This window comes from Alsobacter sp. P4_H11 (genome assembly GCF_056400925.1).
Genome location: NZ_JBFUKI010000010.1, coordinates 46,401 through 59,187, shown reverse-complemented (window position 1 = coordinate 59,187; position 12,787 = coordinate 46,401). Strand labels below are relative to the sequence as shown.

The 12,787-nt window shown below is 63.4% G+C and carries 9 protein-coding genes; 5 read left to right on the top strand and 4 right to left on the bottom strand.

Going from position 1 to position 12,787, the window contains the following annotated elements; genetic code table 11:
- Positions 1 to 125: 125 nt before the first annotated feature.
- Complete coding sequence (locus AC1DSZ_RS17845) at positions 126 to 1,223, bottom strand: NAD-dependent epimerase/dehydratase family protein (protein ID WP_476839699.1); 1,098 nt, start codon at positions 1,221 to 1,223, stop codon at positions 126 to 128.
- Between the two features lie 518 nt (positions 1,224 to 1,741).
- Between AC1DSZ_RS17845 and AC1DSZ_RS17840 the strand changes: the two genes are divergently transcribed.
- The 3 genes from AC1DSZ_RS17840 to AC1DSZ_RS17830 all read left to right on the top strand — a co-directional run bounded on the left by AC1DSZ_RS17840 (position 1,742) and on the right by AC1DSZ_RS17830 (position 6,350).
- Positions 1,742 to 3,361, top strand: coding sequence for a polysaccharide biosynthesis tyrosine autokinase (locus tag AC1DSZ_RS17840; RefSeq protein WP_476839698.1), 1,620 nt, complete (start codon positions 1,742 to 1,744; stop codon positions 3,359 to 3,361).
- 61 nt (positions 3,362 to 3,422) lie between these two features.
- On the top strand, positions 3,423 to 4,883 hold the full coding sequence (locus AC1DSZ_RS17835; protein WP_476839697.1) for a polysaccharide biosynthesis/export family protein: 1,461 nt from the start codon (positions 3,423 to 3,425) through the stop codon (positions 4,881 to 4,883).
- 12 nt (positions 4,884 to 4,895) lie between these two features.
- Entirely contained in the window at positions 4,896 to 6,350 is a 1,455-nt protein-coding gene (locus AC1DSZ_RS17830; RefSeq protein ID WP_476839696.1) for a hypothetical protein, read from the top strand.
- A gap of 413 nt (positions 6,351 to 6,763) precedes the next feature.
- On the opposite strand, the gene AC1DSZ_RS17825 is transcribed toward AC1DSZ_RS17830, so the two are convergent.
- Together AC1DSZ_RS17825 and AC1DSZ_RS17820 are read right to left on the bottom strand one after the other, a co-directional pair.
- The gene (locus AC1DSZ_RS17825) at positions 6,764 to 7,696 is read right to left on the bottom strand and encodes a glycosyltransferase family 2 protein (protein ID WP_476839695.1); all 933 of its coding nucleotides are present in this window, start codon (positions 7,694 to 7,696) and stop codon (positions 6,764 to 6,766) included.
- 90 nt (positions 7,697 to 7,786) lie between these two features.
- Positions 7,787 to 8,743: a glycosyltransferase family 2 protein gene (locus AC1DSZ_RS17820; protein WP_476839694.1), complete on the bottom strand. Its 957-nt coding sequence runs from the start codon at positions 8,741 to 8,743 to the stop codon at positions 7,787 to 7,789.
- 463 nt (positions 8,744 to 9,206) lie between these two features.
- Between AC1DSZ_RS17820 and AC1DSZ_RS17815 the strand changes: the two genes are divergently transcribed.
- Complete coding sequence (locus AC1DSZ_RS17815) at positions 9,207 to 11,030, top strand: DUF4214 domain-containing protein (protein ID WP_476839693.1); 1,824 nt, start codon at positions 9,207 to 9,209, stop codon at positions 11,028 to 11,030.
- Positions 11,031 to 11,115: 85 nt separating this feature from the next.
- Here AC1DSZ_RS17815 and AC1DSZ_RS17810 read toward each other — a convergent pair whose 3' ends face one another.
- Complete coding sequence (locus AC1DSZ_RS17810; RefSeq protein WP_476839692.1) at positions 11,116 to 11,736, bottom strand: LuxR C-terminal-related transcriptional regulator; 621 nt, start codon at positions 11,734 to 11,736, stop codon at positions 11,116 to 11,118.
- 540 nt (positions 11,737 to 12,276) lie between these two features.
- Between AC1DSZ_RS17810 and AC1DSZ_RS17805 the strand changes: the two genes are divergently transcribed.
- Entirely contained in the window at positions 12,277 to 12,786 is a 510-nt protein-coding gene (locus tag AC1DSZ_RS17805) for a hypothetical protein (protein WP_476839691.1), read from the top strand.
- Position 12,787: the final 1 nt, after the last annotated feature.

Here is a 12,787-nt window from a genome sequence, read left to right as displayed (position 1 = left end):
TCCGTCATACGCACTTTGCTCCGCGACGACATACCATAGCCGTCATGACGAAATGGAGCGCAGCATTCCGCCGCGCTCCCTTAACGCTAAGTATTGCCGGCGCATGAAACGGCCGCCGGTGATGTTCAACCGGCTTTCAGGGCCAGTTCGGCCTGCGGCGCCGGCTTGGCGGCCGCGCCCCGCTGCCAGCGGAGGTCCTTCGACAAAAGGCCCTTGTCCATCAGCCGTTCGAGGGTCCGCAGGCGGACGAGCCTCGCGCTGCGCAGGTCCTCGGCCTTGACGTTGATCTGCTGCAGCCCTTCGCGCAACGCCCGGATGCTGTCGGACAGCATCACCTGCGGCTGGTGGTCGGGCGCCAGCCGCTCGAACAGCGAGAAGTTGACCCGGTACGAGCGCTTGTCCGGCGGAGCGTTGGGGTTCGTGTTCACGCGTGTGCCGGGGACGGCCTCGGCCACGGCCTTGGACAGCTCCGAAACCTGCAGGTTCCAATGGTTGGACCCGACATTGATCGCGAGGTGACGCCCGCCGGTCTCCTTCGGGCGCGTGATGGCCCATTCGATCGCGCGGGCCATGTCCTTCACGTCGATCATCGGGCGCCAAGGCGTGCCGTCGCTCAGCACATTGATCTCGCCTGTGGCGAGCGCCGTCGCGACGAAGTCGTTCAGCACGAGGTCGAGCCGCAGCCGGTCGGACATCCCGCACGCCGTAGCGAACCGCAGGCAGGTGACCGTCATGTCCCAGGAGTTCTTCTCGGCGAGCGCCCTTTCGGTCGCGATCTTCGAGCGCGCATAAGCGGTCAGTGGATTGAGCGCGTCGCTCTCGGTCCGGGGGCCGCCCTCCGCGAAGCCGTAGATGCTGCAGCTGGAGGCGAAGACGAAGTTCTTGACGCCCGCCTCTTCGGCAAGGCCCGCCAGGCGGGCGCTCGCGAGATAGTTGATGTCGTTGGTCTGCGCCTCATAGGCGTTGCCGATAGGATCGTTCGACACGGCTGCGAGATGCACGACGGCGTCGACGCCCGCCAGCAGCGCCGGCGGGAACTCGCGGACGTCGCCATAATGCTGCTGGTCCAGCAGCGTTTCGGGGAACTGCTCGGCGCTGGACAGGCAGTCCGCGAAGAAGCCGGCGTCGAAGCCGATCAGTTCAGCCTGGGGCCAACGGCTCCGAAGATGGCGAACAACCATGGGGCCGACATAGCCCATGTTGCCGGTGATCAGGATTTTCATGCAGCGACCCCGTTGGTGCGTTTATGGGCGAACATTGGCTCACGAGCTAAACCCCGGCAATTCAGTCAATTGACGGCGTTGGGAGTCCCATGGGACGCTTTCCGAGGGCCGGATTCAGCACGGCAGGCCGCGAGCAAACAGGGTTCGTGTGAATTCGGTGTAAACGGACTATATGGCCTACCTCTTTCGGCCGATAAGGTTCTGTTAACGGCAGGGTCGCGGGGCGCCGCGTCCCGGCGCATTCGGCAGCTGCACGGGACCAATCGGCGGGCTTTTTCGCACTGCGGGAGCGTGGGGGCGCGAAAGTCTGTTCTTTCAGACTCTCTGAACGATACGAGCCTTTTCCTCGGGAAAACGCTGGGCTAGGCCCGCTTGCCGATAACCTTATTCGATTGAGTAGGGCGCGCTTAACGAGGACCTTTGCTATTGGTAGTGCGCCATGGAAGCAGTGGCGGTCTCCGCGCGCCTGCTCGGGTGTGGATCGCCGCAGCTGCAGGGACGGCGAAGGATGAGTGTGAATGATGAGAGAAGTCCCGTCGAAGCTCAGCTTCGCCCTGGATGACGAGGCGCTCAAGCCAGGTCAGGTCCGGGGTATCGACTTCAAGGATGTCACAGCGTTCCTGCGCCGCAACGCGATTTGGACCGGAGCATGGCTCCTGGCCATGCTGTCGATAGCCTTCGTTTACATCGCGACCACGAAGCCGACATTCATGGCGACCGCTCAGGTCATCATCGATCCGAAGCGGCCGCAGATTTCCAGTCAGATGACTGACTACGGGATCATGCAGGTCACGCTCGACAGCTCGCAGCTCGAGAGCCAGATCCAGATCCTGCGGTCGGAGCGCATCTCGCGCCCGGTCATCACCGATCTGAATCTCGCCTCTGATCCCGAGTTCGATGGAGCGGGATCGTTCTCTCCTGTGGCGTACATCAAGGGCCTTTTCTCCGGGCCCGCATCGCCGACTGATTCCAAGCTCACCAAGATCTTCACGGCGTTCAACGATCGCATGAACGTGCGGCGCCTTGGGCAGTCCTACGTGCTCGAGGTGTCGTTCTCGTCGACCGACCCCGACAAATCCGCCCGTATCGCCAACTCTGTCGTCGCCTCCTACATCCGCGACCAGCTGAGCTCGCGCGCGGAATCGGCAGCGCGTGGCGAGTGGCTGCAGGGACGCCTCACCGACCTGAAGGCCGAGATCGATGCAGCCTCGCGCGCGGTCCGCACCGGCGATCTCCAGGCCACTGTGTTTCCAAGTTCCGACTCTAAGGTGATCACGTCCGCGACTGCGCCGCTGGGCAAGAGCGCCCCCCAGATCGGCTTGGTGCTGATCTTCTCGACCTGCCTCGGCCTGCTTCTCGGCGTCGGCACCGCCGGACTTCGGCAGCGTTTCGACCACACCGTTCGCAAGGCCGAACAGATCGAGGCGCTGGGCGTGGAATGCCTCTCGGTGCTCCCGCGCCTGGGCGCGAAAGCGGATTCGGCGACGCGCCTCTTCGCGGTGCGTGACGAGCCGGCCGGCTTCTTCGCGGACCAACTTCGTTACGTGAAGACGGCGATCGACCTCGCCCGCAATCATCGGCCCATCAAGATCATCGGCGTGACCGGCCCGCATGAGGGCCTCGGGACAACCACAATCGCGGCCAATCTTGCCGAGCTGTTCGCCCAGGCCGGCCAGAACACGCTCCTGATTGACGCCAACCTGCGGCACTGCGAACTGACGCGCCTCGTGGCGTCGGAGCAGTCGGTGGGGATTGTCGACGTGTTGTGCGGGCGCGCCCCGCTGGCCGCCGCGCTCGTGGAACTGTCGCCCAAGCTTGCGGTGTTGCCGGCCAGCTTGCAGACCACGGTCCCGAACTCGAACGACATTGTCGGTTCGGCCAGCATGAAGACGCTCCTGGCCAAAGCCGGCGAGACCTATGGTTGCGTCCTGATCGACATTCCGGGATTCAAGGACATTCCAGACGCTCGCGCCATGATGCCGTCGCTTGACGCCCTCATCATCGTGGCGAGCAGCGGCGTCACGGAGGCGGCCGATCTGGGCGATCTGCTGAACACCACCGGTGTGATGCGCAAGACCCTCGGCGTCATCGTGAACCGTTCGGACCTGATCAGGCGGCCGCGCGCCGCTCGCGCTTGACCTACCGCTTTTGGACGGCGTCAGGCGCGAATCCGCCAGAGCCGAACGGCGCTACCATCAGGTGGTCCGCGTCATTGGCCCCTCGGATCCAACAACCGCCACCTCGGCGCAACAGAGCGATTGTAGGCGAGAAGCGATGCTGAACCCCCCGGGCGATCGCCCGCGACCTGTACGGAGCAATCTGATGTTGCGGAAGCTCACCGCCGGAATTCTCGGGTTGATCATCTCGGTCCTGGCCGGGACGACGTTTGCGAATGCGGGCGGCGAGTACCTCATTGGACCCGACGATCACGTCAAGCTGAAGGTGCACGAGTGGCGCGCCAGCAGGGGCGAGGCCTATGAGTGGACGGCGATGACGGGGGAGTACGTCGTCAGCGCGTCCGGCGCCTTGTCGCTTCCCCTGATCGGTGAGGTCGCCGCCGAGGCCCTCACGGTCGAGCAGTTGTCGAACCGGATTTCCGAGCGTCTGCAAAAGGAGATGGGTCTGGTAGAGCGGCCGACCACGTCGCTGCAGATCTCGCAGTTCCGGCCGTTCTATGTCGCCGGCGAAGTCACCACGCCGGGCGCTTTCCCTTACCGGCCCGGCCTCACGGTGTTGAAGGCCATCAGCATCGCGGGCGGCATCTTCCGTCGCGGAACGACCGATCCGGCCCAGTTCGAGCGCGCGTCCATCGCGTCCCGGGGCGATCTGACGGTGTTCGAGACCGAGCGGCTCCAGCTCATGGCGCGCCGCGCCCGCCTTCAAGCTGAAATCGAGGATCGCGACCGCGTGACGTTCCCGACTGAACTCACGAGCAGGGACAGCGCCGCCGTCGCAAGCCTGATCAAGCAGGAGCAGGCGCTCTTCGACTTCCGCCGCAAGGCCGTGCAGGCCAAGCTCGAAAACCTGACGCAGGCTCGCGCCGCGCTGGAGGAGGAGATCGCCACGCTCCGGGCCAAGGACGCCTCGAACGAGAAGCAGCTCGTTCTCGCCCGCCGCGAGCTCACCAACGTCACCAGCCTTGCCGACAAGGGGCTCACGGTCTCGGCCCGGCAACTCGCCATGGAACAGACCGTCGCCCAGCTCGAGACCGCGCGTCTCGACGTTGGCGTGTCGCGCATGCGCATCGAGCAGGAACGCAGCAAGCTGGGCCGCGACGTGCTCGACCTGACCAACCTTCGGCGGACCGACGCGCTCACCGAATTGCGCACGACCGAAGCCCGGATCGCCGAACTGACCGAACGCTCGATCACCGCGCAGCAATTGATTTTCGACTCTGAGGTCACGGGGCCGCGGCTTCAGGCAAACCGGTTGGTCGACGATCGCTTGGCTCCGCAGTTCAGCCTCGTGCGACAGGTGAATGGACAGAGCCGCGAATTTCCCGTGGACGACAACGCCACCGTTCTGCCGGGCGATGTCGTGCGGGTGAAACGCCCGATGCCCGAAATGGGCTCGCCCGTCGGGACGTCTCCGCGCGCCAACGGGGTGGGACCGCTTTCGCAGGCTGAGACCAACCCGCCATCCGCCACCGTCCGGCGCTGAGCACCAAAACCGATGACCATCGAGATATTCGGCGCTGTTGCGATCCTGCTCGGGATCTACTGCACGCTGAATGGGCCGGACTGGACCTTCCAGGTCTTCTTCGTCTGCACCTTGCTGCAGGCGACGGCCGCGATCGGTCTTCCGGCGCTGGGCGGCGCGAACATTCAGCCCGGCCATGTCCTGCTTGGCTTCGTGATCCTGGCGGTGATCAGCCGCCCGCAATACGCGAAAGGCATCGGCAGCATCATCGAGCCAGGCAGAGAAGGATTCTGGCTGCTGCTCACCTTGGTGTATGGCGTCGTCTCGGCCTATTTCATGCCGCGTCTGTTCGCTGGCCAAACGCTCGTTTTCACTGTCGACCGCAACAGCCCGATTCCGTTCGCGTCGCCGCTCGGGCCGGTCTCCGGCAACATCACGCAGACTGTCTACTTCATCGGCAGCGTGATGTGCTTTTTGACGACATACGCGTTTGCGTCGAGCAGCGGCGTCGCGCTTCGCGCTTTGATACGGGCCGGCGTCGCCTGCGCGATGCTCAATCTGTTTTTCGGCGTGGCAGACCTTGTGACTTACTGGACCGGCACGTCCTTCATCATGGATGTGCTGAGGACCGCGCAATACGCCATGCTGAATGAAACCACGATCGCGGGTTTCAAGCGGATCGTTGGGTCGTTCTCTGAAGCAGGCGCCTACGCGTTCGTCACGCTAGGCCTTCTAGGGTTCAATCTGCGTCTCTGGCTTGGCGGCGTGATGGTTCGGGCAACCGGGCCGATCTCAGTCCTGTCGATCCTCGCGCTGACGATGTCGACATCCACCACGGCCTATGCGGGCCTGCCGCTCTACCTGTCAGCGGCGTTCTTTTTATCGGCTTTGCGCTTTTTGAAAGGGCCGGTGCCGCCGCGCACCCTGGTATTCCTGTTGCTCACGCCGCTCCTGTTGTGCGTGATCGTGATCCCGCTCATCCTCAACGACACGATCTGGGCCACGATTCAGCAGGTCGCCCGGATCACGATCTTCGAAAAGATGAGCAGCGATTCCGGCGTCGAGCGCGGCAATTGGAATCGCCAGGCCATGACGAACTTCTTTGAAACGTTCGGCTTTGGAGCCGGCCTCGGCAGCATTCGCTCGTCGAGTTTCCTGGCGGCCGTACCCTCCAATCTCGGCGTTTTTGGAACGATCACCTATTCGATCTTCCTGTTCCAGGTGCTCTTGAAAAAGAAGCAGGGCGCGGAAGGCTCATTGGCTTACGAATATCGATCTGCGGCCGCGCATGGCTGCATCGCGTTCTTCTTCGGCGCGTGCCTGGTGGGCGGGTTCGTGGACCTGGGTCTCATGTTCTTCACGATGGCGGGGATCGCGGCGTCCACGACCGCGGTGCAACGGTCGACCGCGGGGTCGAACAACCCGGGCCATCTACCTGTACGCGCCTTGCGCGTGAGCCGCCCGGACGCTCTCGCGCACGAGAGCTGAAGCTCATGCTCGCTGGCTTCCGTGCCAACGTCAGCGTTTGGGTTTGTTCAAAACTTCCATTAGCTGCGTCGAGTACGCGTTGCGGATGGCGCTATGCTCCGTCACCAATCGCGTATGCTCGCTGTTTAACGCTCTATACCGAAATGCATAGCGAACAAACAGAAGCGTAATCACGGCGGCATAGAAGCCCAGGACCAACGCAAAGAGTCGTGGCTCCGTGACTTGCGCAATGAGGTCGCGAGCTTCGAGCATCGGTCGCCTCGCCGAGAGTATGAGGCTCAAGAATGCGCCGGACTATACCGGTTGGTCAAGGTGGATAAGCGGTAGCCAGGTGTTTCGCCGCAGGCGCATTCAACGACCGGTTCGTCGAACGTGACTGCCCATTTTTGCGATCGGGCCCGTTTACTTGCCGATCAGGTCGGCGGCAAGATCCGCGTCGGGTGCAGCCGGCCGCGCACCAGGTCATACAAGGCTGACAAGTTCCCCTTCACGCGACCTGGGCGATCCACATAGGCGTCGCCTCGCACCGACCTGAGCAGGTTGGCGGCGATGTTGCGGCTGATCAGCCAGGCTGCGAAGCGCGGCGCCATCGTGCCTTTTTTCACCATGTAGAGGGGGTTGGCGATCTGGGAATAACCCATGTTCCGCCCGGATGAACGGCCTTGCTTGACGCCGAGATGGACGCCAACAAGGGCATGCGACTTGACGATCTCTCCAAAGGGCGCGAGCTGGCGGCTGAAGTCGATGTCTTCCTGCCAGCCATAAAGCGGAAGGGCCTCGTCGAAACAGGCGCCGTTTTTCCGGACGGTGGCCAATCTGACCACCATGTTGCAGCCATAGACGCCGTAGTAATCGTGCATCTCGCCATCCGGGGCGGCGGCGACATTCTCCAGCAGCTTGCGCCCGTCTTCCACGGTGAGCCCTGGCCCGTTGATGCCATCACCGAGCAGGGCCCCGGTTGCGAGCACCACATTCGGGTGCTCATGCAGCAGCGCCTCGGCATGCGCGAGGAAATGAGGCTCGGGCAGAAAGTCGTCGTCAAAGAAGACGATTGCATCCATGTCCTCGGCGGCGCGCAGAATGGCGTTTCGCTGACGCGTCAGGCCGCGTGGAGCCGACACGATCTCGATCTCGAGCGGCAGGCTTCTGACCGCGACGTCATCGACATCGGCCGGCGAGGCGGGGCAGATAATAACGCGGTCCGGCAATCGCGTCTGCCGGGCGATGTCCCGAAGGGTCTCGGTCAGCACGGCGCGCCGCCCCGACGTCGCGATCCCGATCGCGAAACGCATCCGCGGCACGTCGCCGGCGTGCGGGGGGTTATCGTTCAACGCCGTCATACTCATCACGCGAATTCCAAGCGGGCAGGGCGCATGTTCGCGCCTCAGTGGAAAGAAAGTGGCGAACGGCCGGGTTTGGTGTTGTTCCCGCCTCGGCTAAACGCCATGGACCTGGGTCGTCTGCGTCTTGTCGGCTCCGCTCGCGACTGCGCGCCGGCTGGCCGTCCAGCCCTCGAGGCGGCCCTTCGCCACGTTGGCGTAGTAGCGCACCTGCCCGAAGCGGCCCCGGGCTGTGTACAGTCCCATGGCGATGCAAGGTCTTCCGATCCAGACGGCCATGTCGCCCAATCCAAATCCATGCCGGCCTAGAACATAGCCCATTCCGCGCGCATAGCTCCGCGCCTTGGTGAGAACGCGCTCGTCGATCTCGCCGGCCAGAATGTTGGGGTGGTGGCCCTGCAGGGTCGGTTCGTAGCGGGCCGTGAAACCGCGCGCCAGAGCCCGGAGCACCGCGTCTTGCCCCTCGGCGGATTGCCACGGCGTGCTTGCGCCTACGCCGATCGCCTCGTCGAAGCCACCGATGGCCTGGATGGCTTCCCGGCGGAAGAACAGCATCCATTCGATTGACGTGGTCCATACATTGGACCGGTCGATGTCCTGGGCGGCGCTCTCGAAGCGTCCGTTGATCGGGCGGCCCTCCTCATCGGCCGCCATGCCGCCGACGATCGCGTAGGAGCCCTGCTGAAACAGTCGCGAGGCATGCTCAAAAGCGGTTGCGGGGTACCAGCAGTCATCGTCCGCGAATACGACAAGGTCGCCCTTGCAGCGCGCCAGACCGGTGTTGCGCCCCCGGCTCAGTCCGCGGGCCTGCGGCGTGCGGACATGCTCGATGGGAAAACCACACGACTTGGATGCGAGCAGCGCAGCCAGTTCCTCATGCGCGTTCTGGTCGACGATGATGACTTCCAGCGGCTTCTGGGTCTGTTGATCGAGGCTGTCCAGCAGCCGGCCGATCTCCCATGTGCGGCCGAGCGTCGAAACGACGACGCTGACCGACAAGCCGGACGAGGCGATCCGCGGAGACGCTTCAGGTTGAACGGTGCCGGAACTCATGCTTGCTCCATCGCTCGATGCTTCCGGTGATGCGTGCCGATTTGCTCTTCCGAGATCGCCACCAGCCTGAATCCGAGCCGTTGAGATTGAACCATTGTTACGCGGTGTCGGTTAAACGCCTGTTCCGCTTTTAGAGGTAATCCGGTTGGTGTTCCGATTTGCAGCCGCGGCGAAACGCCGGCGGAGCGTTCGGGACGCTGCAGGCGCGCGACTGCGGCCTTCGGCGCTTCGCTCCAAAGAGGTAAGTCCCTCATGGCGACGGCCGAACCGTGTGCGAATGGTCGAGGCTCTCGTTCAGCTGCGCGCGGCTAAAATAGAACAAGAGAAAGCTGCCCCGTTCGCGAGCGAATGATCTGATTGGAGTGAATCAATGCGTTTGATCGAGCGATTACGAGCTTGCGGCCTTGTCGCATGCCTTTCGCTTCTCACAACTGTACCTGCAGGCGCGGCCGAACCCGGCAAGGTGGCCTGGGGCGTCAACGGCCATCCGCTCGTGTCTTATCCGGGCGTGCCGCTGCAGAGCCAGATCGACCTTATCGTCGACGCGGGGCTGAAATCTTATCGGGTCAACATCGAATCCTTGAACTCGGCCGACACGCTGGGACAGCTCATCGCGCTCGGCAAAACACAGGGCGTCACGATCCTTCCGGCCCTGACGCCCAAGGTCGACATGGACCTCATGACCGAGCAGGAGCTTCGCAAGGCGTCCCACGACTTCGCGAAGGCGCTCGTTTCGCGCTTCAAGGATGACATACCGGTGTGGGAGCTGGGCAATGAGATGGAGAACTACGCCATCATCAAGCCCTGCGAAGTCCGTGACAACGGCGAGCAGTATGGCTGTCAGTTCGGAGCTCCCGGCGGCGTCGACGCGCTGGACTACTATGGTCCGCGCTGGGCCAAGGTCGTCGCAGTCCTGAAGGGGCTGTCGGATGGCGCGCGGGAAGCCGATCCCAAGGCGCGCCGGGCCATGGGCACCGCCGGTTGGGGCCACATCGCTCCGTTCGAGCGCATGAAGAAGGACGGGGTCGAATGGGACATCTCCGTCTGGCACATGTATGGGCAGGATCCCGAGTGGGCTTTCAAGATCCTGGCGACCTATGGGCGGCCGATCTGGGTGACCGAGATCAACCATCCGAACGGCTCCATGAAGAGCGAGGCCGAGCAGGCCGAGGGCCTGCGCCGCTGGATGCGCCGCATCGACGAGCTTGCGCCGGCTTACCGCGTCGAGGCTGCACATCTTTACGAGTTGCTGGATGAGCCTTACTGGGCCCCGAGCTACGAAGCTTATATGGGGCTCGTGACGCTGCGCCCCAGCGGCGACGGCAAGTGGCGCACGGGCAAAGCCAAGCTGGCCTATTTCGCAGTTCGCGAGATGCTCACCGGGCGTCCCCCGAACCTGGCTGCGCCGACGGCCGCCACGGCCGATATCCAGCTCCCGCGCCGTGCATGCGAGTTGGAGCGCATGCGTTCCGGTCCCGTTCAGACGGTCCGCCAGCGCGTGACCTACGTCTACTGCCTTGCGCTTGGGCGGTTGCCGGATGGTGCAGGCCTCGAAAGCTGGACGGTGAAGCTGCGCGCCGAACCGACGGCGCTGCGTCCGATGTTGATGGACATGCTTCGCTCCGACGAATTCCAGACCCGCTATCACGAGGCGAGCGCGTCCGAAGAAACCTATGTCGGGATGATGTACCGCCTGCTCCTCGACCGCGACGCCGACGCGGCGGCGACGACCTATATCAGGGCGCTCGAATCGGGCGACCTGAGCCGAACCGCCTTTATCCGCGGGTTGCTGCTCAGCGAGGAGTTCAAGACCCGCCATGCAGGCCTCACCGAAGGCGCGTCCTGGGGGCCGGCGCTGGACAACGACGTCGCGGCCCAGCTGTCGCGTTGGCGAGACTGTGACCTGGCCGAGATCAGCCGCCGCCCGAAGCAGCCGCAGACCAAGGTCGAGTATGCCTATTGCCTCGTGCTGGGTCGCCGTCCCGACGATTTCGGCCTCAAGAGCTACGCCGAGAAAGTCGCCGCCGGGATGAAGCCGATGGAGATGGTGAAGTCTCTGACCGACTCGGACGAGTTCAAGAACAAGGTCGACGCGCTGGATCTGGACCCGCCGGGCCTAGTCCGGTTTCTCGGATCGCTGGTCTACGGCGCCGAGCCGGACCAGGCGATGGCGCGCGATCTCACGGACAAGCTCAACAAAGGCAATGCCACCCGCCTCGAGGTCGCCCAGACTTTCCTGGCGGGGCCTGACTTCCAGAAGAGCAATGCCGCCTTGTTCGCCGACTGAGCGAGCATCATGACAAAAAGAAGCAGGCCGGAGGGGGCATCCCATCCGGCCTGCTTTCAATGAGAACTGAACGACGATCCTTCGTTCAGAGCTGGGCGTGCGAGTACAACGTGCTGATCTTGTACGCGACCTCGGTGCGGTTACGGGCCTTAAGCTTCTTCATGATGTTGCGAACGTGCACCTTTACGGTGCTCTCACACATGTTGAGCTCATAGGCGATGATCTTGTTCGCCTTGCCCTGCCGGAGCGCGTTCACGACGGCGGCCTGCCGGGTCGTAAAGGGCATGTCCTGCGCTTCGGGCCGAACCGGTGCCTGAGCGGTCGCGGGGCGTTGCTGCACGAGGCTCGAAGCCGGCACGAACACGCCGCCTGCCTTGACCAGGCCAAGGGCGCCGAACGCGACCTCGAGGCTGACGCTGGTCGGGATATAGCCGCGCGCGCCCATCTCGAGCGCTCCGAGGATGGATTCGAAGTCCTCCGCGTCCGACACCACCACGATCGGGGGCGGATTGTCCGACTTGGCGAGCGCCGCGATGTCGCGCTGCATCTCCTCGTCGGCGGTCTTGCGGGCGCTGCGGAACGCCATAACGAGCGGCGGCTCTTCCGTCTGCAAGCCGGCGTCCTGCCAGGCGCGAAGCGAGCTGTAGGCGTGAACCTCCAGCGTCGAATCCATGGCGCGCAGGCAGCGGGACAGGCAGTCCCGCATCAGAACGCGATCATCAATGATCACCAGGTGAGTAGCGATTCCACCGGTCGCCGAAGAGCCGGAGCCCCCGTTCGTACCGATTTTACCCAGCGCCTCGAAGCTCATGTGTTGCATCGGAAACTCCGCAATTAAAGGCCACCTGGTAGATTCCACTACCTGGCTAGCAATCCCCGTTCTAGGGTTTGAACTTTCGTTGGTCTTAGATCGGAGCTCGTGTTCTGGTCCGATTAGCGAGATTACTTTCGAAATTAACCAGGGTCGTCGGACTTGTTTGCCCAAGTCGGCGTGCCGACCCGATCTCAATCAGAAGTAGCTCGCACTGACAAATTTGACGGATAGGTTGTGTTAAAACGTTAATGCAAATTAAGAGGTTGGCGAATTTTCGCATTCGGGCCACATCAAACTGGGGCTTGGAGTATGCGCCCATCCGATTGGGCTAATCCCGGTTTGCATTAACCAACTGGTAACCCTGCCCCGGTGTACAAGGGAGAAACGTCTGCGCGCGAATGCGCCGATCAACGCGGTCCCGCTGATAAGGGGATGACCATGGTCGAGACGTCTCTGGAGACGCTCAAGTCGCTTTGGGAAGATCTGCACACGCGATTAAAGGCGCAAAGTGCGGATTATCGGACATTGTTGGCTCTCGAAGCCGCAATGCGCAGCATGGAGGCCGCTGACCCGCAGGCCGTTCACGCCGGAGGCGGATCTCCGCGCGGTTCTGCGCTCGACTTGGCTGTTCGGGTGACCCAGGCCGAGGCAGCCCAGCGCGTTCTCGAGGCGCGGGGAGAGCCCATGCCCATCGATGAGCTGATTCGGCTCGTCCCGGCTTTTGGCGGACGGCCCGGCACCCGCGCGTCGCTGTCGTCGAGCCTCTCTCAGGCGCCCCAATTTGTGAGCATACGTCACGCCAACCGCTGGTGCTGGTGGCTCACTGAAAGGACGATCGGCGAGCCCGCCGAGGAACCGGCTCGCCCGGGTCGCGCCCCGTCCCGGTCTAATCGCTGGCGTCAGATAGCCCGCGCGCCACGCAAGCGCGCACAGAAGGTCTAGT